This window comes from Streptomyces sp. NBC_00989 (genome assembly GCF_045162655.1).
GTDB lineage: Bacteria > Actinomycetota > Actinomycetes > Streptomycetales > Streptomycetaceae > Streptomyces.
On record NZ_CP108728.1, the window covers coordinates 1,329,913 to 1,350,405 of the forward strand.

Annotated in this window: 19 protein-coding genes and 1 riboswitch; of the genes, 10 read left to right on the forward strand and 9 right to left on the reverse strand. The window is 70.0% G+C overall.

Annotated elements, in window-relative coordinates; translation table 11 throughout:
• Positions 1 to 32 precede the first annotated feature (32 nt).
• Positions 33 to 326, reverse strand: a complete 294-nt coding sequence (locus tag OG714_RS06025; RefSeq protein WP_406119058.1) for a hypothetical protein — start codon at positions 324 to 326, stop codon at positions 33 to 35.
• A 171-nt stretch (positions 327 to 497) separates the two neighbouring features.
• On the opposite strand from OG714_RS06025, the gene OG714_RS06030 reads away from it, so the two are divergent.
• Positions 498 to 863 (forward strand): nuclear transport factor 2 family protein, encoded by a 366-nt coding sequence (locus OG714_RS06030; RefSeq protein WP_406119060.1) that lies wholly within the window; start codon positions 498 to 500, stop codon positions 861 to 863.
• A 229-nt stretch (positions 864 to 1,092) separates the two neighbouring features.
• Positions 1,093 to 1,177, forward strand: a riboswitch (ZMP/ZTP riboswitch).
• Between the two features lie 21 nt (positions 1,178 to 1,198).
• Positions 1,199 to 2,047 (forward strand): bifunctional 5,10-methylenetetrahydrofolate dehydrogenase/5,10-methenyltetrahydrofolate cyclohydrolase, encoded by an 849-nt coding sequence (locus tag OG714_RS06035; RefSeq protein ID WP_406119061.1) that lies wholly within the window; start codon positions 1,199 to 1,201, stop codon positions 2,045 to 2,047.
• Here the strand turns inward: OG714_RS06035 and OG714_RS06040 are convergent, their stop codons facing one another.
• Both OG714_RS06040 and OG714_RS06045 read right to left on the reverse strand, forming a co-directional pair.
• Positions 2,048 to 2,947 (reverse strand): CU044_5270 family protein, encoded by a 900-nt coding sequence (locus tag OG714_RS06040; RefSeq protein WP_406119063.1) that lies wholly within the window; start codon positions 2,945 to 2,947, stop codon positions 2,048 to 2,050.
• Between the two features lie 132 nt (positions 2,948 to 3,079).
• Positions 3,080 to 3,601 (reverse strand): RNA polymerase sigma factor, encoded by a 522-nt coding sequence (locus OG714_RS06045; RefSeq protein WP_406119064.1) that lies wholly within the window; start codon positions 3,599 to 3,601, stop codon positions 3,080 to 3,082.
• A 105-nt stretch (positions 3,602 to 3,706) separates the two neighbouring features.
• Between OG714_RS06045 and ctaD the strand changes: the two genes are divergently transcribed.
• Positions 3,707 to 5,323, forward strand: a complete 1,617-nt coding sequence (gene ctaD, locus OG714_RS06050; protein WP_406119066.1) for a cytochrome c oxidase subunit I — start codon at positions 3,707 to 3,709, stop codon at positions 5,321 to 5,323.
• 5 nt (positions 5,324 to 5,328) lie between these two features.
• On the forward strand, positions 5,329 to 5,670 hold the full coding sequence (locus OG714_RS06055; RefSeq protein WP_406131728.1) for a hypothetical protein: 342 nt from the start codon (positions 5,329 to 5,331) through the stop codon (positions 5,668 to 5,670).
• Positions 5,671 to 5,734: 64 nt separating this feature from the next.
• Here the strand turns inward: OG714_RS06055 and OG714_RS06060 are convergent, their stop codons facing one another.
• Positions 5,735 to 7,693, reverse strand: coding sequence for a ricin-type beta-trefoil lectin domain protein (locus tag OG714_RS06060; RefSeq protein WP_406119067.1), 1,959 nt, complete (start codon positions 7,691 to 7,693; stop codon positions 5,735 to 5,737).
• A 181-nt stretch (positions 7,694 to 7,874) separates the two neighbouring features.
• Here OG714_RS06060 and OG714_RS06065 point away from each other — a divergent pair, with 181 nt between their 5' ends.
• Entirely contained in the window at positions 7,875 to 9,101 is a 1,227-nt protein-coding gene (locus tag OG714_RS06065) for a glycosyltransferase (RefSeq protein WP_406131730.1), read from the forward strand.
• Here OG714_RS06065 and OG714_RS06070 read toward each other — a convergent pair.
• Complete coding sequence (locus tag OG714_RS06070; protein WP_406119068.1) at positions 9,098 to 9,496, reverse strand: VOC family protein; 399 nt, start codon at positions 9,494 to 9,496, stop codon at positions 9,098 to 9,100. The genes OG714_RS06065 and OG714_RS06070 overlap by 4 nt on opposite strands.
• Positions 9,497 to 9,603: 107 nt before the next feature.
• Between OG714_RS06070 and OG714_RS06075 the strand changes: the two genes are divergently transcribed.
• Complete coding sequence (locus tag OG714_RS06075; RefSeq protein ID WP_406119069.1) at positions 9,604 to 10,620, forward strand: helix-turn-helix transcriptional regulator; 1,017 nt, start codon at positions 9,604 to 9,606, stop codon at positions 10,618 to 10,620.
• On the opposite strand, the gene OG714_RS06080 is transcribed toward OG714_RS06075, so the two are convergent.
• Positions 10,617 to 11,270 (reverse strand): TetR/AcrR family transcriptional regulator, encoded by a 654-nt coding sequence (locus tag OG714_RS06080; RefSeq protein WP_406131732.1) that lies wholly within the window; start codon positions 11,268 to 11,270, stop codon positions 10,617 to 10,619. The genes OG714_RS06075 and OG714_RS06080 overlap by 4 nt on opposite strands.
• Before the next feature lie 166 nt (positions 11,271 to 11,436).
• Here OG714_RS06080 and OG714_RS06085 point away from each other — a divergent pair, with 166 nt between their 5' ends.
• Positions 11,437 to 12,684 carry a YncE family protein gene (locus OG714_RS06085; RefSeq protein WP_406119071.1) on the forward strand — a complete coding sequence of 416 codons (1,248 nt, stop codon included), beginning with the start codon at positions 11,437 to 11,439 and terminating at the stop codon, positions 12,682 to 12,684.
• Positions 12,685 to 12,734: 50 nt separating this feature from the next.
• Here OG714_RS06085 and OG714_RS06090 read toward each other — a convergent pair whose 3' ends face one another.
• Together OG714_RS06090 and OG714_RS06095 are read right to left on the reverse strand one after the other, a co-directional pair.
• A complete protein-coding gene (locus OG714_RS06090) occupies positions 12,735 to 14,588 on the reverse strand; it encodes a cellulase family glycosylhydrolase (protein WP_406119072.1) in 1,854 nt (617 codons plus the stop codon).
• An 87-nt stretch (positions 14,589 to 14,675) separates the two neighbouring features.
• Positions 14,676 to 16,643, reverse strand: coding sequence for a GTP-binding protein (locus OG714_RS06095; RefSeq protein WP_406119074.1), 1,968 nt, complete (start codon positions 16,641 to 16,643; stop codon positions 14,676 to 14,678).
• Between the two features lie 220 nt (positions 16,644 to 16,863).
• On the opposite strand from OG714_RS06095, the gene OG714_RS06100 reads away from it, so the two are divergent.
• Positions 16,864 to 17,970 (forward strand): XdhC family protein, encoded by a 1,107-nt coding sequence (locus OG714_RS06100; protein WP_406119075.1) that lies wholly within the window; start codon positions 16,864 to 16,866, stop codon positions 17,968 to 17,970.
• A 28-nt stretch (positions 17,971 to 17,998) separates the two neighbouring features.
• On the opposite strand, the gene OG714_RS06105 is transcribed toward OG714_RS06100, so the two are convergent.
• Positions 17,999 to 18,499, reverse strand: a complete 501-nt coding sequence (locus OG714_RS06105) for a metallophosphoesterase family protein (protein ID WP_406119076.1) — start codon at positions 18,497 to 18,499, stop codon at positions 17,999 to 18,001.
• A 101-nt stretch (positions 18,500 to 18,600) separates the two neighbouring features.
• Between OG714_RS06105 and OG714_RS06110 the strand changes: the two genes are divergently transcribed.
• On the forward strand, positions 18,601 to 19,062 hold the full coding sequence (locus OG714_RS06110) for a MarR family winged helix-turn-helix transcriptional regulator (RefSeq protein WP_406119078.1): 462 nt from the start codon (positions 18,601 to 18,603) through the stop codon (positions 19,060 to 19,062).
• On the forward strand, positions 19,059 to 20,462 hold the full coding sequence (locus OG714_RS06115; protein WP_406119080.1) for an MFS transporter: 1,404 nt from the start codon (positions 19,059 to 19,061) through the stop codon (positions 20,460 to 20,462). Before OG714_RS06110 ends, OG714_RS06115 begins: the two co-directional genes overlap by 4 nt.
• The last annotated feature ends 31 nt before the right edge of the window (positions 20,463 to 20,493 follow it).

Below are 20,493 nucleotides of genomic sequence, written 5' to 3' on the forward strand. Positions count from 1 at the left end.
GTACCGCTTCGGTGCCACAGGCTCGACAGGCTCTATTCGACGGCGGGGAGGAGTCCCGTGACCGGCGCGGTGAGGTCGGTGACCTGGTGCAGCTGCTGGAGGTCGTTCAGGTGGTTCAGCCCCTGCAGCTGGCTGGCGACCCGGGGAATCTCCGCCTGGTGCTCGGCGGGGATTTCACTCACCGCGAGCGAGTCCAGCAGGGCGACCGGGCTGACCTTGCCGTCCTTGAAGGCGGGCGCGTCGGCGGCGTTCGCCATCGGCGCGACGAGGCCGGTGACCCCGACCGCGAGACCAACGGCGGCGGCAATACGTCGTGTTGAGATCATGCCCTCAGCAACGCGCCCGGTCCCCGCGCGGTCACGGGCACCAGGCACCGCTCACCCGTCAGGCGGAGCGTGCCGCCCGGTTTGCCGACCCCGGCGTGACGGAGGAGTCTCGTAGGAGAGGCCCGTCGCGGCTCGCTCCTGTGCGGACCGCGGCCCTCCGAGGAGGTCACCATGGGCACCGCGGCACGCCCCGGCTTCGACACCGAAGCCCTGCGCCGGGGCATCGAGGACCACACAGCGGCGACACTTCTGTCGCTCTACGCGGACGACGCCGAGATCCACGTCGTCGACCACCAGACCCAGCCCAGTCACCCCAAGGTCCTGCACGGCCGGGACGAGATCGGCGCGATGCTCGCCGACGTCTACAGCCGCGACATGACGCACAAGCTGGAGGAGTGCGTCGTGGAAGGGGACCGGGTCGCCTACAGCGAATCGTGTCAGTACCCGGACGGGGCCAGGGTCCTCGCCGAGTCGATGCTGTTGCTGCACGACGGCAAGATCACCCGGCAGACCATGATCCAGGCATGGGACGGCTAGCGAGGCTGGTGCCGAGGGTCCGGATCAGCACCCGTCTGACCTGGACCTTCTCGGCGAGCACCGCACCCGCGCGGTCCGTTGTGACGCGACGCCGCGCACCGGTTTCCGCGGCGGGCCTGCGAGCGTCCACCGCCCTCCTGGGGTCAGCGCTGCGAGCGGCGCAGTCCCGTCGGCGCGTCCGGCGTGGGTGAGCGGGCCCCTGACGGCCGTGGACAGGTCGGTTAGGCTGTTCGTGGGTCGTGACTGGCGCTGAGGTGGAGCACCACCGTGGAGCGGCCCACGCGGAGTCGATGCCGTGCGCCTGGGCGATTGGTCAACCAGCTCAGGAGTGGATCATGTCCCAGGCACGACTCATGGACGGCACCGCGCTCGCCCGGCGCATCGTCGAGGACACCGCGAAGAAGGCCGCCGACCTCACGGAGCGCACCGGTACGGCGCCCTGTCTGGCGACGGTCCTGGTCGGCGCGGACCCGGCCTCCGTCACGTACGTCCGGATGAAGCAGAACCGTTCGCGCAAGGCCGGCATCGAGTCCCGGCACGTCGAGCTGCCCGCCGCCACGACCACCGCCGAACTGGTCGGCACCCTCGACGAACTCTCCGCCGACCCCACGGTGCACGGCATCCTGCTCCAGCACCCGATGGGTGAACACATCGACGAGCGGGCGGCGTTCGAGGCCATCGCGGCGGAGAAGGACGTGGACGGTGTCACCTTCGCGTCGTTCGCGACGATGAGCTTCGGCCTGCCGGGCTTCGTGTCCTGCACGCCCGGCGGCATCATGCGGCTGCTCGACGAGTACGACGTCGACCTGTCCGGCAAGCGGGCCGTCGTGGTCGGCCGCAGCGCGATCCTCGGCAAGCCGGCCGGCATGCTGCTCCTGGCCCGCGACGCGACCGTCACCTACTGTCACTCCCGCACCCGGGACCTGTCCGCCGTGGTCCGCGAGGCGGACATCGTGGTCGCCGCCGTCGGGCGCCCCCGGCTGATCCGCGGCGAGGACGTCAAGCCCGGCGCGGTCGTCGTCGACGCCGGCTACAACGCGGGCAACGTCGGCGACGTCGACTTCGAATCCGCCGCCGAACGCGCCTCGTTGATCACGCCGGTGCCGGGCGGTGTCGGCCCGATGACGATCGCCACGCTCCTGGAGCAGACCGTGACCGCCGCAGCCCGGCAGCTCGGGGTGTGATCAGCGCGTCCACGCGCTGTACTCCATGACGTCCCCGGCCTTGACGCCGTACTCGGGCTGATCCTTCGTGGAGGTACTCTCCAGTCCGAGTACGGCGCCGGTGGCCGGGTCCATGATCAGCATCAGGCGGCTGCCAGACCGCTGATACACGTACGCCTGCCCGTGCCGCCCGAGGCGGTCGGTCACCTCCCCCACCGGCCGCAGTCCGTCCGCCCCCGCGAGCAGCCGCGCCAACGCGGCCGACTCACGCGCCCCGAGCGTCCAGTGGTCCAGCAACTCCCCCACGGCCGACAGGAGTTCGGGGGTGGTCAACGGCGTCTTGCTGTACGCCGCCTCCTGGAGGTACGCCCGCAGTCCCGCCACGTCGTGCGGGGGCCGGGCGTCGGGCGGGACATCGCTCCAACTCGGCGGATACGTCGTGTCCTTGACGACACGCCCGTCCTCGATGTCCCGCTCCGTGTGACTGTCGTCCGCGTTCCAGCGCACGATGCGTTCCTCGGGGACGGTGACGGGTGGCTTGTCGTCGGACATGCCGAGGCTCCACGACTGCACATGGGTTCCCCTGCGCAGAGCGGGAGTTCCGTCGGCCGCGACCGCCGCGGCGAGGGCGGCGAGCTGCTTCAGGGATACGGGGGTGGAGTGCGCCTGCACGACCAGGGCGCGGGGAGCCGCCACCGCCGGGGTGCTGCTCGGCCCGCCCAGCGCCAGAGTGAGCACGGTCGCGGCCACGGAAGCGGTGGCCGCAAGGCTCCACAGCAGCCGGCGCCGCCGTGAACGCCGGTCGTGCAGCAGCCTGTTGAGCCGGCGCTCGGCGTGATGGTCGAGCGGCCCATCGCCGTAGAGGGGTCCGTCGCTCGTGAACGGGTTGGCGCTACGCAGGAGTTCGAGTTCATCAGCCATGGAGACGGTCCTTAAAGGGGCGGTACCTGAAAAGCGCCCCACCTGTAGCGACCCAAAGGGGCGCGGGGAACTGCGCGACCAGCCACGACGCGCCCGCAGCCGACCACCAACACATCGCGGCACTTTCGACGCTCATCGCCCCGCCCCTCCAAGCACCGCGAGTCGATCGATCTCGGCGCGCAACCTCCGCCGCGCCCGATGCAGCCGCATGGCCGCGGCCCGCCCCCCACACCCAAGAACCACGGCAACCTCCTCCACGCCCAGTTCCTCCCACGCCGTCAGCCGCAACACCTCCTGATCGGCCGGAGACAACCGCGCGAGCGCCTCGTGCACCCAGGCCCCGGGCGCCTCCGCCTCGGGACCGACCGCGACCTGCCGCCCATGCGCGCTCTCGTCGTTGCCCAGCCGGTCGACAAGCCGACGCCGCCGCCCGAACCCACGCACCGCATTGGCCAGACAGTTACGGGCCACGCCGTACAGCCAAGGCAACGGGGCCGACGGAAGATCCGCGCGGCGGCGCCAGGCGACGGTGAAGACCTCCGCCACCACTTCCTCGACCTCACTGGTCCGCCCGTCCAGTCGCCGCGCAACGTAGCGGCTGACCGCCCAGTAGTGCTCGCGATAGGCAGCGGCGAAGATCTCGTCGTTGCTCATGTCCCGTTCGTGTCCGGCACCGGGGCGATCGTCACACCCGGTTTCGTGATTCTCCTCGCGTCCGTCGAGTGTGACGTGCGGGCGGGGCGCGGACACAGGCGGGGCGTGAGAGACCTCAAGAGCATCAAGTGGCTGACGACCACGGATCACAAGACGATCGGCACGCTGTACCTGGTCACGTCGTTCGCGTTCTTCCTGATCGGCGGCGTCATGGCGCTGCTCATGCGCGCCGAACTCGCCAGACCCGGCCTTCAGATCATGTCCAACGAGCAGTTCAACCAGGCGTTCACGATGCACGGCACGATCATGCTGCTGATGTTCGCGACACCCCTGTTCGCCGGCTTCGCCAACTGGATCATGCCGCTCCAGATCGGCGCCCCGGACGTCGCCTTCCCCCGCCTCAACATGTTCGCCTACTGGCTCTACCTGTTCGGCTCGACGATCGCGGTGGGTGGCTTCCTCACCCCGCAGGGCGCTGCCGACTTCGGCTGGTTCGCCTACTCCCCGCTGTCGGACGCGGTCCGCTCGCCGGGCATCGGCGCCGACATGTGGATCATGGGTCTGGCCTTCTCCGGCTTCGGCACGATCCTCGGCGCGGTCAACTTCATCACCACGATCATCTGCATGCGCGCACCGGGCATGACGATGTTCCGCATGCCGATCTTCGTGTGGAACGTGCTGCTGACCGCCGTACTCGTTCTGCTGGCCTTCCCGGTTCTCGCCGCCGCGCTCTTCGCGCTGGAGGCGGATCGGAAATTCGGGGCCCATGTCTTCGACGCCGCAAACGGCGGGGCGCTGCTGTGGCAACACCTCTTCTGGTTCTTCGGCCATCCAGAGGTGTACATCATCGCCCTGCCGTTCTTCGGCATCATCTCCGAGGTCATCCCGGTCTTCTCCCGCAAGCCGATGTTCGGCTACATGGGACTGGTCGCGGCCACGATCTCCATCGCCGGCCTCTCCGTGACCGTGTGGGCCCACCACATGTACGTCACCGGCGGAGTCCTCCTCCCGTTCTTCTCCTTCATGACGTTCCTCATCGCCGTACCGACCGGCGTGAAGTTCTTCAACTGGATCGGAACGATGTGGAAGGGATCCCTGTCCTTCGAGACCCCGATGCTCTGGGCCACCGGCTTCCTCGTCACCTTCGTGTTCGGCGGCCTGACCGGCGTGATGCTCGCGTCCCCGCCGCTCGACTTCTCGACCTCCGACTCGTACTTCGTCGTCGCCCACTTCCACTACGTCGTGTTCGGCACGGTCGTGTTCGCGATGTTCTCCGGCTTCCACTTCTGGTGGCCGAAGATGACCGGCAAGATGCTCGACGAGCGCCTCGGCAAGATCACCTTCTGGACGCTGTTCATCGGCTTCCACGGCACCTTCCTCGTCCAGCACTGGCTGGGCGTGAACGGGATGCAGCGCCGGATTCCCGACTATCTGGCAGTGGAGGGCCTGACGACGCTCAACACGGTGTCGACGATCTTCTCGTTCCTGCTGGGCCTGTCGTTGCTCCCGTTCCTCTACAACGTCTGGAAGACGGCCAAGTACGGCAAGAAGATCGAGGTCGACGACCCGTGGGGCTACGGCCGTTCACTGGAGTGGGCGACCTCGTGCCCGCCGCCGCGACACAACTTCGTCACGCTCCCCCGCATCCGCAGCGAGTCCCCGGCCTTCGACCTCCACCACGCCGAGATTCCGGCCCTGGAACGGGAGTTGACGCCCCGGTGACCGCGATGGACGAACACCCCCTGGACCAGCGGACGTTCCTCAACGAGATCGAGGGTCACCTGCTGATCGCGGCCGCCCGCACGGAGGGCCGTACGGCCGCCGTCCGCTTCAGCGCCCGGCTCGACTGGCTCACCGACGGCCAACGGGCCGAAGTGGAACGGCACTTCGAGGCGGAGTACCTCACCGTCACCCGTGCCTCCTGGGAGCGCACGGCCGAGCGGGGCAGGCAGGTGCGGAACGAGTACGAGGAGACGTACCGGCGCCTTCGCCAACGTCTCCTCGCCGCCTGCCTGTTGGGGTGTGCGCTGGTCGCGGCGACGGGTCTGGTCGTCACCGCGCTCACCTAGGGACGCGTGTCCCGCCGGCCCTGACGACCGGCGGGACGATGTGACTGTGCGGAGGCCGGTGCGGCTATGTCAGCGTCCACTTCTGGTTGTTCGCCGTGCCGCAGGTGTACAGGATCAGCAGGGTGCCGTTGGCGGTGGCGGCACCGGACGCGTCCAGGCACAGGCCCGCGTTGACGTTGGTCAGGGTGCCGTCGGAGTTGGCGGTCCACTTCTGGTTGCTCTGGCCGTTGCAGTCCCAGATGACGACCTTCGTGCCGTTGGTGGTGCCGTTGTTGTAGGCGTCCAGGCACTTGTTGCCGTAGACCACGAGTTCCTTGCGGGAGGTGTACGTCCACGCCTGGTTCTGGCCGCCGTTGCAGTCCCAGATCTCGGCCTGCGTGCCGTTGGTGATGGTGTTGTTGTAGACGTCGGCGCAGCGGCCGGATCCAGTGCCGACGACCAGGGAGCCGTTCGTGCCCGGGATCGGCTGGACGTTGACCGTGCCCAGGGTCGGGAGTGAACTGCCCGTGAGCGTTAGGGAGTTGGCCGATCCCTTCGACAGGTTGGCCTGCACCGAGATCGTGCCGGCGCTGGAGCCGGTCGGCGGGAAGGACACCGTCGTCGCGGTCTGGCCGTTGACCGAGAGGGTGCCGGTGACGGCCGTGGAGCCGGTGTTGGTGTAGGTGACGTCTACGACGTTCAGGCCGGTGCCGGCCGCGCTCACGCCGGTGTACTTGCCGGTGGAGGTGGCGGTGTAGTTGGTGCCGGCCGCCTCGGTGCCGCCGCTGATCTTCAGGAACACGGAGCCGCCGGCCGGGACGCTCGCCGTGTAACTCGTGCCGTAGGAACCGATGTTGGTGCGGGACCACAGGTCACGGACGGTGGCGGACGCGGTGGTCAGGCCGAGGTCGGACCAGCGGACGGTGATGTTCTGGGCGGACGAGGTGCGGTTGAGGAGGGTGACCGCGCGGTTGCCGAGGCCCGAGAGGACCTTGCCGTAGACCTGGAGTCCGGTCGTGTCCTCGGCGACCTTGACGCCCTGGAGGCCGCGCGCGTCCTGGTCGACCGCGACGACCTCGGGGTTGGTGAGGATGCCGGTGGTCTCGGTGGTGAGGGTCGTCAGGTCGTTCCCGGCGAGGAGGGGTGCGCCGGAGATCGCCCAGAGCGCCATGTGGGTGCGGTTCTGGGCGGCGGTGAGGCCGGACATGCCGACCATCAGCATGTCGGGGTCGTTGTAGTAGCCGGTGTGCTGGGCGGCCGGGTGCAGGCCCTGGTCGAAGTTGGACAGCATGTTCGTCGTCGACGGCGAGTTGCCGTAGTAGATGATGTCCGTGCTCGTCCGGTACATGGGGGCCAGGCCGGGGGCCCAGTTCCAGGGGTTCTGGTAGCCCCAGTTGCAGATCGAGAGGGTCAGCGCGCGGCCGGTGCTCGCGGTGGCCTTGGTGACCGAGGCGCTGAGCGCCTTGTACGCCGTCGCCGCGTCGAGGCCCTCGGCGTCGCCGCCGCACCAGTCGACCTTCACGAAGTCGAAGCCCCACTGCGAGAACTGGAGCATGTCCTGGTCGTAGTGGCCCTCGCTGCCGGTGTTGGCGGCGGCGGGACGGCCCGTCGGGTAGTAGTAGCCGCAGCCGTTCGCGCCGGCGTCCGTGTAGATGCCGGCCTTGAGGCCCTTGCTGTGGATGTAGTCGGCGATGGCGCTCATCCCGCCGGGCCACTCGCTGGTGTCGACGGTGATATTGCCCGCGCTGTCGCGGGTGCCCTGCCACCAGCCCTCGTCGATGTTGATGTACTTGTAACCGGCCGCCGGCAGGCCCGCGGCGACGAACGCGTCGACCTGCGCCTTGATGACGCTGTAGTCGATCTTCGCGGCGAAGCTGTTCCAGGAGGCCCAGCCCATAGGGGCGGTGGGCACGGCTATCTGACGGGTCGTCGAGGCGACGGGGGCCGCTCGGAGCGGGTCAGCGGGCGCGGGTCTGGTGACGAGAAGCAGGGTGAGCGCTGCTACGGCCATCGCGAGGGCGCGGAGGATGGGGGTGCGGAACATGCGGCTCCTTTGCCGATATTTCGAACCAGGATCGGGTCGCCGAACGAAACGGCGCGCTGAAAGTAGAGGCAGCCGGGGTCGAAGTCAACGGCTGTGACACGAGGGGCAGTTGGAATCCCGGCGGGAATCCCCCCCTCGTCGGTCACCGGACGGGATACTGACCGTCGTGCGCGTAGCGATCATGACAGCGGGATCCCGGGGCGACGTCGCCCCCTACACCGGACTCGGGCATGCCCTGGCCCGCGCGGGCCACGAGGTCACCCTCGTCACCCACGCGGGTTTCGCGCCCCTGGTGGCGGGCTCGGGTGTCGGCTTCCACCCTCTTCCGGTCGATCCCCGGGCCGAGTTGGAGTCCTCGCGGGGACGCGGACTGCACCGCAGCGCCTCGGGCGGGGGCAAGCTGCTGCGGGTGGTCACGATGGCGCGGGCGCTGGTCGGGCGGATGACCGACGACCTGCTGACGGCCGCCCGGGCGAGTGACGTCCTGTTGCTGTCCAGCTCGTTGGGGCCGTTGGGGCATGCCGTCGCCGAGGGACTGTCGTTGCCGAGCATGGGCGTGTATCTCCAACCCCTCGCGCCGACAGGGGAGTTCGCGCCGCCGGTACTCGGGGCCGGTTCCTGGGGCGCGGTCGGCAACCGGGTCGCCGGGCGCGGGGTGAACCGGGCGGTGGAGCACGTCTTCACCACCGCAGTACCGGAGGTGCGCTCCCGGCTGGGCCTGCCCCGCACCCGCCCCGGCGCCGCGCTCCGTTCCCGGGAACGGCAGAACTGGCCCGTCCACCACGGCTTCAGCCCCCTCGTCGTGCCCCGCCCGGCCGACTGGCGCCCCGGGCTGACGGTGACGGGCTACTGGTGGCCGTACGACGTCGACGCCCAACTCCCGCCGGAACTACGGGACTTCCTCGACTCCGGACCGCCCCCGGTCTTCGTGGGGCTCGGCAGTGCCACCGTGCCCGATCCGGAGCGGCTGAGCGCCGAGGTCGTGCGCGCGCTGCGCCGGGCGAGGCTGCGCGGGGTGGTCCAGCGCGGCTGGGGTGGCCTCGAAGCGGCCGGGGACGACGTCCTGACCGTCGGCGAGGTCCCGCACTCGGCGCTGTTCCCGCGGATGGCGGCCGTGGTCCATCACTGCGGTGCGGGCACGACCGCGGCCGGACTGCGCGCCGGGGTGCCGGCCGTACCGGTGCCGATCCAGTTCGACGAGGGCTTCTGGGCCGCACGCCTCGTCGCCCTGGGCGTGGCACCGGGCGCCGTACCGCTGCGCGGCCTGACCGCCGACTCCCTGTCCGCCGCACTCGTCCGGGCCACGCGCGAGCCTGCCTACGCCGAGCGCGCGCGGGTCCTCGGTGCCCGGGTGCGCGCCGAGGACGGGGTCGCGCCCGTGCTCGCCGCCCTGGACACCTTGCGCTAGCGCTCCTGCCGGGCCACGGCCTCGGGAGTGACCGGCGTGAAGAAGTTGATCAGGTTGCCGTCGGGGTCCCGGAAGAGGAGGGAGCGGTTGCCCCAGGGCATCGTCGTCGGCTTCTGGACGATCTCGCAGTCGAGGGGCGTCAGGTGCTCGAATTCGGCGTCGACATCCGCCACGCGGAACTCGGTGATCACCGAGTGGTTGGCGGCGGGGCGAGCGGAGTCGGTGCCGAACAGGGCCACGGTGCGGGTGCTCGCGACCGCCAACGTGCAGGCGGGTGTGGCGAGTTCGGCGAAGTCGGGGGTCGACCAGGTGGCCGTCACGCCGGTGACCTGTTCGTAGAACCCGACGAGGCGGGCGACGTCGTCGGTGATGACACGGATCGAGACGAAGTTCATGGCAGTTTCCTGTCGGAGGTCGGAGGCGGTACCGGATGAACCGGCGTCTCTCACGCTAGGACCGATACCGGACAGCTTCCGCCCGGTATCCGAGGGAGACTTTCGGGGTGACCACCTCGACCGCGCGCGTGCTCGCCCTGCTGGAGATCCTCCAGGGCGGCGGCCTCCGTACCGTCCCCGACCTGGCCGCCCGCCTCGGCGTCGACGAACGCACGGTCCGCCGCTACGTCGGCCATCTGCTGGAACTGGGCGTGCCGGTCGACTCGGTGCGTGGCCGCTACGGCGGCTACCGGCTCGCCCCCGGCTATCGGATGCCCCCGCTGATGTTCACGGACGAGGAGGCCCTGGCCGTGGTGCTCGGGCTGCTGGCCGGCCGGAGGGCGGGGCTCGTCACCACGTCCGCGGCGGCCGGCGAGAGCGCCACGGCGAAACTGCTGCGGGTGCTGCCCGTCGCCCTGCGCCGGCGGCTGGACGCCCTGCTGGACACGGCCGACTTCACCGCGCGGCCCCGTACGGCCGCCGCCCCGGAGACGGGGGTGCTGCTCGAACTCGCCGAGGCCGCGCTCCATCGGCGGCCGGTGGCGATCGGCTACACCGACCGCAAGGGCCGGGGCAGCGACCGTACCGTCCTGCCGTACGGTCTCGTGGCGCATGCCGGCCGGTGGTATCTGACCGGCGCGGACCCTGCCGACGGGGAGGTCCGCACCTTCCGGCTGGACCGGATCACCGCCATGAGCGTGCGGCCCGGCTCGTTCGCCGTGCCGGATGAGTTCGACCCGGCGGCCACGGTGCTGGACAGCCTCGCGCGCACGCCGTGGACCCACGATGTGTCGCTGCGGATCCGGGGCAGCGTGCGGCACATTCGCACACAGCTCCCGGCCGAGGTCGCGACTCTGTCCACGGTCCCGCCCCACAGCGGCGAGACCCCGCCCGACGGTTCAAAGGCGGACGACCACTCCGATTGGGTCCACGTCCGGATCCGGGCCGAGCGGCTGGACTGGATCCCGCCGGTCCTCGCCGCCCTCGACCGCCCGTTCGTCATCGAACGCCCCGCCGCCCTGCGCGATCTCGTACGCGCGCTGGCCCGCCGCCTGGACGAGCACGCTACGGACGACTCGGTCTAGGGCTTCCAGCCGGGCGGCTGCATGATGCCGAGCAGTTGCCGGACCAGTTCCTCCACGACCTCGTCCAGCGTGGCGTCCACCCAGCCCGCGCTCCAGTCGTGGAGCAGGCCGTTGACGCTGCCGATGAAGGCCGCCGCGGCGATCCGGTAGTCGCGCCGGGCCGCCTCCCCGCGCTGGGCGGCGGCCTTCGCCTCGTTGCAGATGAGGTTGACCCAGCGGGCGCGGCGGGCCAGCCGCTGTTCCTCCAGCCGCGGGCTGACGCCGATGATCTCGACGAACGTGATGCGGATGCGGCGCGGGTCCGTGGTGACGTCAGCGGCATAGGCATGGAAGATGCCGGTGCACCGCTCGGCAAGGGGAAGGCCCTCCACCGAGCTGAGCGCGGCCATGACGGCTTCCTCGGCCCAGTCGTTGACCTGGAGGTGGAGGGCGGCCAGGACGTCCTCCAGGCTGCGGAACTCCTCGTAGAACTGCCGGGTGGACAGGCCCGCGGCCTCGCTGAGGGCAGCCACGGTCGTGGCGCGGTAGCCGGGGGTGTCGCCGAACAGCTGGAGCGCGGCGTCCAGGAACCGTCCGCGCCGCTCGGCCTGCCGTTGTTCGGCGGACTTGCCGCCGTAACGACCGGTCGGCGCCTTGAGCCTGCCCACCACTGTCACACCCCTGTCTCGTCGACCATCGGCCAATCTTGTCGTGTCCACAGTCTTGCGGAGAAGAGGGCCCTTCCTTACTTTTCAGTAAGTTCACTCTGAATGCGAGCGTGTTCAGATTCCTTCACGCCCTCTCGGCACCCCTCTCACCTCACAGAAGAGAGCAGTCATGCCTGCCTTCAGACCCAGGCACCTTTGCTCCATGGCCGCCGCCCTCGTCCTGACCGTCGCCGCTCCCGCCACGGCCGCCACGGCCGACTCCTCCGCCGCTCTGCGCGAGGTGCTGTTCGTGGGCAACAACTGGGACGGCACCGCGTACGTCATCAAGTCCACCGGAGACTTCGCGAAGATCGGGGAGATCAACATCGTCCCCGACAAGGCGGCGCGACTGGCGGAGATCAACGCCGACCCGATCAAGTGGATCTACTACACGTCCATCCACAACGAGGTCGGACAGGGACACGACCAGTACGTGGACGACATGTACTCCACGCCGGACGGCAAGTCCCTCGTCGTCTCCCGCCCCAGCTTCGCCGACGTCGTGTCGATCAACCTCGCCACAGACACCATCAACTGGCGTTTCCCGGTGGCCGGTTACCGCGCCGACCACATGGCGGTGTCCCCCGACGGCACCCGCGTCGCGGTCTCGGCCTCGACCGCCAACAAGGTGCAGGTGCTGGACATCGACACCGGCGCCGAACTGGGCGAGTTCGACACCGGCGACAAACCGCACGAGAACTTCTTCACCAACGGCGGCAAGTACATCTGGAACATGGCGATCGGCGAGGTCACCACCTCCCTCGACGATCCGGCCTGGGACTGGACCAAGGGCGACCGGCACATCACCGTCGTCGATGCCACCACGTTCAAGCAGGTCAAGATCATCGACATGCGGGACCGGCTGGACGCGATCGGCCTCACGAACTTCTCCGACGCCGTCCGCCCGGCCGCCTTCACGCCGGACTGGTCCAAGCTGTACTTCCAGGTGTCGTTCTTCAACGGCTTCCTGGAGTACGACGTCGCCACCGACAAGATCACCCGCGTGAAGACGCTCCCGGCGAACCCCGCGACCAGCACCGACCGCACCACCTGGCTGCTCGACTCACGCCACCACGGCATCTCGATGAACCCCGACGGCACCAAGCTGTGCGTCGCCGGGACGATGGACAACTACGCGACAGTCGTGGACCGGGCCACCCTCCAGGAGGGCCCGCTCGTCACGGCGTCCACGCCGTACTGGGCGACCGTGAGCGGCGACGGCAAGGACTGTGTCATCTCGGAGGCCGGCGCCGACCAGGTGACGGCCATCGACTTCGCCACCGGGCAGAAGGTGCTCTCCGTCCCGGTGGGGGACCATCCGCAGCGCGTACGGCTTGGTCATGTGCAGGCCGACTGGACGAGCCCGTCGGCGAGTTGAGCGACCGTCAACGGCACCGGTCCCCGAGGGGATCGGTGCCGTTGCCTTTGTCAGCTGTGCGCTGCCGCCCACGTGGCCAGTTCGGACTTGGCCGCGCTCAGCAGCGTCGAGGAGGGGCTCGACGCGCCGTTGGTGATCAGGGCGTAGTGCAGGGTTCCCGAGCCGGAGGCGGAGAGCAGCAGACGGTGGCTGCCGGTGCCGCCCGGTTCGTTGGCGTAGCCGATCGGGGTCGACGACGTGTACGCCGGAACCCCCGAGATCGCTCCCAGGTCGGAGACCACCGTGGTGGACGCGGCCGGGAAGGACGCCGGGAGGTGCAGTTCGGTCGGCGCGGTGGAGCTGTTGGAGCGCCACATCAGGAGGCCGTACTGGCCGGAGCCGACCAGCGAGGACACGTTCGGGAGGGAGCTGGGGACGGGGTTCCAGGTCAGGGTCGTCGAGCCGTCACGGGAGCGGTCCTCGTAGGTGAAGGCGACCGTGGTGCCGGCGGTCGCGCTCGGGTAGATCCGGTCGAGCAGACGGGCGTCCTGACGGAGTGTCACCGTGCCGGAGTCGGTCATGTTGACGGCCGAGAGGTCCTCGTCGTTCCACGCGTCGCCGGAGGTGAGCACCTTGTCGGGGTTGTCGTTCATCAGCTCGCTGTGGCGGCCGTTGTAGATGTCCCACTGCCACTGCGTGCCGGACAGGACCGGGCCGGAGCCCGCCGGGTTGGACCACCAACTCGCGCCCGGCAGACGGGAGTCGAGGGCCTGGTACATCGCCTTGAGCACGGTCGGCGCCTTGCCGGAGACCGTGCCGGACAGTGGATGCCCGAACTCGCTGACGATGGCGGCGGTGCCGGCCGCGGTGGCCCGGTCACGGACCGTCCCGAAGTCGGTCGAGTACTGGCCGTCGGCCGCGTTGCCCCACATCAGGATGCCGGAGATCGCCTTCTGGTCGTAGAAGTGCGTGTTGAAGACGTACCGCGACCCGAGCGTGCCCGCGTCGAGGAGTCCGCCCACCTGCACCTGGCTGGAGATGTTGGAGTTCCAGAAGAGGTTCGGCTCGACGAGGGCGGGCTTGGCGCTCCAGCCGGCCGCGTCCATCCGCGCCCGGAACTTCACATAGAACGGCCAGAGCAGGTTCTGTTCCCAGGTGCGGCTGGTCTGACCGGAGTCGTAGGTGCCGGCGAAGGGCTCGTTGTACGGGTCGAAGCCGACGACACCCGCGAACTCCTCGGTGGTGAGGTGCTGTTGGATGTACGTCATGGTCGACTGGGCGGTGGCGAGGAAGGAGTCCTGGAGGCCGTAGTTGTTGTGCCAGAAGTCGTACTGCCCCTCGGTCACGGCCGCGTTCTGGGTGATGTTCTGACCCCAGAAGAGGCAGATGCCGCAGGACTCCTGCGGGTAACTCCCCAGCGCCACGGCCCACTTGGGCGCGCCGTCGCCGGTGTACCAACTTCCGCTGTTGAACAGGTACTTCGAGTAGAGGTCCTGGTGGAAGTCGGGGTAGACGCGGATGCCGGCGTCGAGGAACGCCTGCATCTGCGCGGTGGCGGCGGCCAGGTACGTGGTGTCGACCTGGCCTCGGACGGGTTCGGCGTAGGCCCAGGAGAGCAGGAAGCGGACCGAGTTGCCGCCGCCGAGGGCGCGCAGCGCGGTCGCGGACTTCTTCGCGTCGGCGACCGAGGCGAAGGGGAGACCGTCATTCTCCGCCAGTTTGGTCTCACCGGAGACGTTGTAGCCGCGCAGCACGACCTGGCGGCCGTAACCGTCCACGAAGCTGCCGTTCTGCACGGTCAGCGCTGAGCCGTCGAACCAGAGGGAGTCGGTTGGGGTGGCGGCGGCGGGCGATGCGCCCGCCACCGACAGGAATCCGCAGAGGACAACCAGGACAACGATCAAACGCGCCCGGATATTCGTCATGTCCACTACAGTCGGGTGATTTCCGGACACTGTCAACACTTCTGACTCACGAGTAAGTCCGCGCGCCACAAGCCCTGTTGAAACATCTCAGGCCACCCGACGTGTCACGTTCAACAGGTACTCCTTCCGGTTCAGCGGGTTGTGGTCGGTGCGCGCCCGCTCCGGAACCGTGCCGTGCGCGACGGGCGCGTAGTGGTCGAAGGCGCTCTCCCACTCACCCTCGCCACGCGTCAGACCCGGCAACTGCCGCTCCAGTCCGTGCACTTGAGCCGCCGGCACCTCTCCCTCCAGCACGCACGACGACCCGTGGGTCTCGGTGGTCCGCGGTACGGCGCGCAGCGCGGCCAGCACCGGCAGCAGGGCACCGAGGGTGTCGGCCGGTGCCTCGACACGGAACCGGTGCATCGGCTCGTGCACCTGGCTCCCCGCCCGCCGCAGCGCCTCGGCCAGGACGAGCGGAGTCACCCCGCGGAAGTCGGCCCCGGTGCTCGACATGCCCTTGTCGAAGCCCTGGTGGGCGTGGCTCTGCCGGGGCGAGTAGCCGGAGTGCGTCATGGTGACCGCGCAGTCGGTGACCCGCCAGCCGTGCAACCCCTGCCCGAGCGTCTCGCGCACGGTGTCCTCGACGGACTTGAAGAAGGCGTACGGCATCGCGCCCAGTTCCACCTCCAGGCCGAACCGCACACCCGAGCCGACCGGGCCCGGTTCGACGCGCAGGCCGACCGTGGCGAGGAACGGGTTCGGGTCCTTCTTGTTGAACTCGACCGCCGCACCCGTGCCGACCGGCCGCTCGATGCACAGCGGAGTCGTCTCTCGGAAGGTGACCCGCACTCCGAACTCGTCGGCGAGCGTGGCCTGGATGACCTCCTTCTGGACCTCGCCGTAGAGGGAGACGGCGGTCTCCTGGCGCACCTCGTCGTGGCGCAGGCCGATCAGCGGGTCCTGTTCGGCGAGTCGGGTGAGCGCGAGGTGCAGGGCGCGCCGGTCGGCGTCCGGGCCCGGGACGACGACGGTTTCGAGGGTCGGCGGCGCGAAGTGGTGCTCAACCGCCTTCCTGGGTACGCCGATCGAGTCCCCGATCCTGATCCCGCCGAGTCCCCGCAGCCTGCCGATCCGGCCCGCCGGAACGGAGTCGCACTCGACGTCCGTACCGCGGTCGAAGACGCTGACCGAGGTGACCTTGCCCTCCTCCCCCGCGTCGCCGAAGGTAATCCGGTCGCGGGTGCGGAGGGTGCCGGAGAACATCCGAGCGTAGGCGATCTTCTCCCCCGCGAGGCCGCGCTCGACCTTGAACACCGTGCCGGAGAGCGGGCCTTGGGGGTCGCCCTCGGCTGCGGGGAGCAGTTCCTTGATGCCGGTGATCAGCGCGTCGACGCCGGCGCCGGTGATGGCGGAGCCGAAGTAGACGGGGTGCACGAGGGCTTGGCGGGTCTGGGTGGCGAGGGCGGTGCGCAGGAGGTCGTAGGACACCGTGTTCTCGACGTACGCGGCGAGGAGTTCGTCGTCGTGCTCGGCGAGGACGGCCGAAGCGGTCGGGCCGAGGCCCGGCAGGCAACCGGCCTCCCGTGTCCCGAGGCCCTCGACCGAACCCATCGGTACGACGGCCGCCTTGAGCCGTCCGGAGATCGCCGTGAGGAGGTCGTCGTAGCGTGCCCCGCGGCGGTCGATCTTGTTGACGAAGAGGAGCGTCGGGATGCGCAGCCTCTGGAGTGTGCGCATCAGGACGCGAGTCTGCGGCTGGACGCCCTCGACGGCCGAGACGACGAGGACCGCACCGTCGAGCACGCCGAGCACCCGCTCCACCTCGGCGATGAAGTCCGGGTGGCCGGGGGTGTCGATCAGGTTGACGGTCACGTCGTCGACCGGGAAGGAGACGACGGCCGATTTGATGGTGATACCGCGCTGCCGCTCCAGCGCGAGGGTGTCGGTGCGGGTGTTCCCGTCGTCGACGCTGCCGATCTCGTCGATCACGCCGGCCGAGTGCAGGAGGCGCTCGGTCAGGCTGGTCTTACCTGCGTCTACGTGCGCGAGAATCCCGAGGTTGAGCAAGTGCACCTGGTGTCATGTCCTTTGAAGAGGGGGGCCTTCCTTCCTGGGTGGACATGAACGGTGCGCGCATCTCAGTACTCCTCGGTCGTCGCTGACTCGTCACGGGCAAGTGCAGCAGAATGGCCGGAGCGACGCCAGCGGATTAACGCCCGTGGCGGTCCGGGGCCGCTCACGCACCGGATGCGACGCTTGCGGCGTCCGGCGGTGGTGGAGACAGGAGCCGAGCATGCGTGACCTTCTTCCGGTGCTGAGCGGCTGGTACGCCGCGCGCGCCCCGTTCGGCCTGGCCACGGTGGTCGCGGTCAGCCGCAGCGCGCCGCGTGACCCCGGTGCGGCGATGGCCGTGGGCCCGGACGACGAGGTCGTGGGAAGTGTGTCCGGCGGCTGCGTGGAGGGGGCGGTCTTCGAGCTGGCGCGCGAGGTCGTGGCGAGCGGTGAGGCGCGCCTGGAGACCTTCGGGTACAGCGACGAGGACGCCTTCGCGGTCGGGCTCACCTGCGGCGGCGAGATCACCGTGCTGGTACGGCCCGTCACGCCCGGGGCCGATCCCGCGTTCGGGGCGGTCGCACGGTCGGTCGCCGCGGGTGAGCCGGTGACCGTGGCGACGGTGACCGACGGCCCGGCACCGCGCGGCGCCACGCTCGCCGTCTGGCCCGACAGAGTGGACGGCACCCTCGGCACGACCGGCCTGGACGTGGCCGTCACGGCCGACGCCCGCGGTGAACTCGCCCTCGGGGCAACGGGGTTGCGGCACTACGGCCCGCACGGCGAGCGACGCGAGGACTCCGTCACCGTGTTCCTGCACTCCTTCGCGCCGCCGCCCCGGATGCTGGTCTTCGGCGCGATCGACTACGCGGCGGCGGTCGCCCGGATCGGTGACTTCCTCGGCTACCGGGTCACCGTGTGCGACGCCCGCCCGGTGTTCGCGACGCCGAAGCGCTTCCCGGCGGGTGTGGAGGTCGTCGTGGACTGGCCGCACCGCTATCTGCACGGCACGGACACCGACGAACGCACGGTGATCTGCGTCCTGACCCACGACCCGAAGTTCGACGTGCCGCTGCTGGAGGAGGCGCTGCGCCGGCCGGCCGCGTACATCGGGGCGATGGGCAGCCGCCGTACGCACGACGAACGGATGCGGCGCCTGCTCGAATCAGGCCTGGACGAGGGCGAGTTGACCCGCCTGCGCTCGCCGGTCGGCCTGGACCTCGGCGCGCGTACACCGGAGGAGGTGGCCGTGTCCGTGGCCGCCGAGATCGTGGCGCTGCGGTGGGGCGGCACGGGGGTGCCGTTGACCGCTACGGCGGGGGCGATCCATCGGGCACCGTCGGGGTGAATCGGGCGCCGTCGGGGTGATCAGCGCGTCACCTCGGCGGCAGGCGGTGCAGTTCGACGTCCGTCAGGGTGCCGTCGGCGACCGTCGCCGTCATGTACGTGCAGCAGGGCTGGCGTCGGCGGTCGGTCGGGGACCCCGGGTTGAGCAGCCGCAGGCCGGTCGGGGCCGTGGTGTCCCAGGGAATGTGGCTGTGCCCGAAGACCAGCACGTCCAGATCGGGAAAACGGGCCGCGCAGCGCGCCTCGCGGCCCTGGGCGGAGCCCGTCTCGTGCACGGCGCCGAAGCGCAGGCCGCCCAGTTCGGCGTACGCCACCTCGGGGAGCCGGGCGCGCAGCTCGGGCCCGTCGTTGTTGCCGTACACACCGACGAACCGGCGGCTGCGGCTCTCCAGCAGGTCCAGGGTCGCGGCGTCGACCCAGTCCCCGGCGTGGAACACGACGTCGGCGCGCGGGAGTTCGGCGAGGAGCGGCGCGGGGAGTTCCTTGGCACGCTTGGGGAGATGGGTGTCGGACATCAGCAGCAGACGCACGGTCTCAGCCTAGGGGCCGGAAGCCTGGGCATCGGAGATCTTCAGTTGTACCTGTTCAGTTGCAACTGGACAGGTGCACCTGAGACTCCTACGGTGAGGGTGTGGATCACAAGCCGACCGAGACCTCCGCGGGCATCTCCGACTCCGCCGCCCGCTCCGCGCGCGATCTGCGGGTGGTGCTCAGCCGGCTGCGGCGCAGGATCCGTGAGGTCGCGACGGACGAGGACCTGACCCCGTCGCAGGAGTCGGCGCTCACGCTCGTCGGCAAGCACGGCGCGGCCACGGCCAGCGCGCTGGCGTCGGCCGAGGGGGTCAGGCCGCAGTCGATGGCCGCCACCCTCGCCGCTCTCGACCAGCACGGGCTGATCCGGCGCAGCCCCGACCCCGAGGACGGCCGCAGACAGCTCGTCACGCTCACCGAAGCCGGCCGCGAGCGGGTCGAGGACAACCGGCAGGTCCGGGAGGAGTGGCTCGCGCGCGCCTTCGAGGACCGGTACACCGAGACGGAACGGCGGACGATCCTCGACGCGCTGACGTTGATGGAACGGCTGTCCGAGCAGTGATACCGAAGCTCACCCGGGCACGAGGGACCACGCGTCCCGCACCGGCCGGCTTCGACCGGCGCCTGATCGCGCCGATGGTCCTCGGCTCGGTACTGAACCCGATCAACTCCTCGATGATCGCCGTGGCCCTGGTGCCCATCGGCATCGCCTTCGGGGCACCGCCCTCGCAGACGGTGTGGCTGGTCTCGGCGCTCTACCTCGCCACGGCCGTGGGCCAGCCGGTCATCGGGCGACTCGTCGACATGTACGGACCTCGCCGTCTCTATCTCATCGGTACGGCCCTCGTCGGCATCGCCGGTGTCATGGGCGCCCTCGCGCCGTCGCTCGGCGTGCTGATCGCCGCCCGGGTCCTGCTCGGGTTCGGCACCTCGGCCGCGTATCCGGCCGCGATGCAGCTGACCCGCAGCGAGGCCGAGCGCACCGGCAAGGACAGCCCGGCCGGTGTCCTGACCGCGCTCGCCGTCTCCGCCCAGACGGTGTCGGTGATCGGACCCACGCTGGGCGGCTTCCTGATCGGCGTCGGCGGCTGGCGCGCCATCTTCACCGTCAACGTGCCGCTGTCCGTGGCCTGTCTGGTGCTCGGCGCGCTGCGACTGCCGAAGGTGAGCAAGGACAAGGACACGGCCGGCGTCCGCCGCGATGTCGACCCGCCGGGCATGCTCCTGTTCGCGGTCATGCTGGTCTCGCTGATGATGTTCCTGACCGCCCCCAAGCTCTCCGAGTGGTACCTCCCGGTCCTCGGCGCCGCCGCGGCCGTCGCCTTCGCGAAACGCGAACTCCGCGTCCCGGAACCCTTCGTGGACCTGCGCGTCCTCGGCGGCAACCTCCCGCTGGTGACCACGTACATCCGCCAGTTCCTCGGCTACACCACCTCGTACGCCTTCCTCTACGGCTACACGCAGTGGCTGGAGGAGGGGCGCGGGCTGCACGCCTCCGCCGCCGGACTCGTCCTGCTGCCCCTGTCGGTCACCGCCCTCGGCGTCTCGACCCTCACCGGGCGCCGTGAGGCGGTCCGCGCCAAGCTGCTCGTCGGTGGCGCCGTCCAGGTCGTGGGCTGTGTCGCGCTGTTCCTGGTCGGCTCCGGCAGTCCGGTCTGGCTGCTGCTCGCCGTCGGCGCCGTGCTCGGCGTACCGCAGGGCCTGCTCGGTCTGGCCGGGCAGAACGCCCTGTACCGGCAGGCCGAGCCCGAGCGCATCGCGTCCGCCGCCGGACTGCTGCGCACCTTCATGTACCTCGGCGCACTGGCCGCGTCGGCGGCCACCGCGGCCTTCTTCCCGCACCGCGCCGACACCCCGGGACTGCACGACCTGGCCCTGTTCATGGCCGTCGGGTCGGCGCTGCTCCTGGCGATCACCCTGCCCGACCGTTCGCTGCGGACCCTCACCCCCCAAGCCACCTGAACCACGGAATACCCCGTACCTCCTGAAAGGC

Bases quoted from the DNA above. Each gene is read 5' to 3' on its own strand.
- OG714_RS06055 (WP_406131728.1), top strand. From the start codon at position 5,329: ATGGACGAACACCCCCTGGACCAGCGGACGTTCCTCAACGAGATCGAG.
- OG714_RS06060 (WP_406119067.1), bottom strand. From the start codon at position 7,693: ATGTTCCGCACCCCCATCCTCCGCGCCCTCGCGATGGCCGTAGCAGCG.
- OG714_RS06025 (WP_406119058.1), bottom strand. From the start codon at position 326: ATGATCTCAACACGACGTATTGCCGCCGCCGTTGGTCTCGCGGTCGGG.
- OG714_RS06090 (WP_406119072.1), bottom strand. From the start codon at position 14,588: ATGACGAATATCCGGGCGCGTTTGATCGTTGTCCTGGTTGTCCTCTGC.
- OG714_RS06070 (WP_406119068.1), bottom strand. From the start codon at position 9,496: ATGAACTTCGTCTCGATCCGTGTCATCACCGACGACGTCGCCCGCCTC.
- OG714_RS06035 (WP_406119061.1), top strand. From the start codon at position 1,199: ATGTCCCAGGCACGACTCATGGACGGCACCGCGCTCGCCCGGCGCATC.
- OG714_RS06100 (WP_406119075.1), top strand. From the start codon at position 16,864: ATGCGTGACCTTCTTCCGGTGCTGAGCGGCTGGTACGCCGCGCGCGCC.
- OG714_RS06065 (WP_406131730.1), top strand. From the start codon at position 7,875: ATGACAGCGGGATCCCGGGGCGACGTCGCCCCCTACACCGGACTCGGG.
- OG714_RS06085 (WP_406119071.1), top strand. From the start codon at position 11,437: ATGCCTGCCTTCAGACCCAGGCACCTTTGCTCCATGGCCGCCGCCCTC.
- OG714_RS06030 (WP_406119060.1), top strand. From the start codon at position 498: ATGGGCACCGCGGCACGCCCCGGCTTCGACACCGAAGCCCTGCGCCGG.
- OG714_RS06040 (WP_406119063.1), bottom strand. From the start codon at position 2,947: ATGGCTGATGAACTCGAACTCCTGCGTAGCGCCAACCCGTTCACGAGC.
- OG714_RS06045 (WP_406119064.1), bottom strand. From the start codon at position 3,601: ATGAGCAACGACGAGATCTTCGCCGCTGCCTATCGCGAGCACTACTGG.